General features: G+C 47.1%; 1 pseudogene. It reads right to left on the reverse strand.

Features of this window, described 5'->3' with window-relative positions:
* Nucleotides 1-700: pseudogene (locus ACXAGJ_RS24620) on the reverse strand (gliding motility-associated C-terminal domain-containing protein); the annotation flags it as partial.

Raw genomic sequence — 700 nt, forward strand, 5'->3', positions numbered from 1 at the left:
TGATGACTTCCGGGTTGCTGTTCCCATCACTTACATCACTTACAAATGCCACCGTGGGAGTACCACAATTGTCCGCTTCATCAGTAACGACTGTAATATCTGGTGTAGGTGCAGCACATTGGGCACTGATCGGTGATGGATTACTTGCTGTTGGATCAGTAGTATCGTTAATCGTGATTGTCTGAGTCACATTGATGCTGTTTCCTGCGGCATCTGTAACACTATAGGTTCTGGTGATCACTTCTGGATTGCTATTCCCATCGCTTACATCACTGACAAATGCCACCGTGGGAGTACCACAATTGTCCGCTTCATCAGTAACGACTGTGATATCTGGTGTAGGTGCAGCACATTGGGCACTAATCGGTGCTGGATTACTCGCTGTGGGATCGGTAGTATCATTAACCGTGATCGTCTGAGTCACATTGATGCTGTTTCCTGCGGCATCTGTAACACTATAGGTTCTGGTGATCACTTCTGGATTGCTATTCCCATCGCTTACATCACTGACAAATGCCACCGTGGGAGTACCACAATTGTCCGCTTCATCAGTAACGACAGTAATATCTGGCGTGGGTGCAGCACATTGTGCACTAATCGGTGCTGGATTGCTTGCTGTTGGATCGGTAGTATCGTTAATGGTGATTGTCTGAGTCACATTGATGCTGTTTCCTGCGGCATCCGTCACACTATAGGTTCT

This window comes from Aquimarina sp. AWH4_224 (assembly GCF_056160245.1).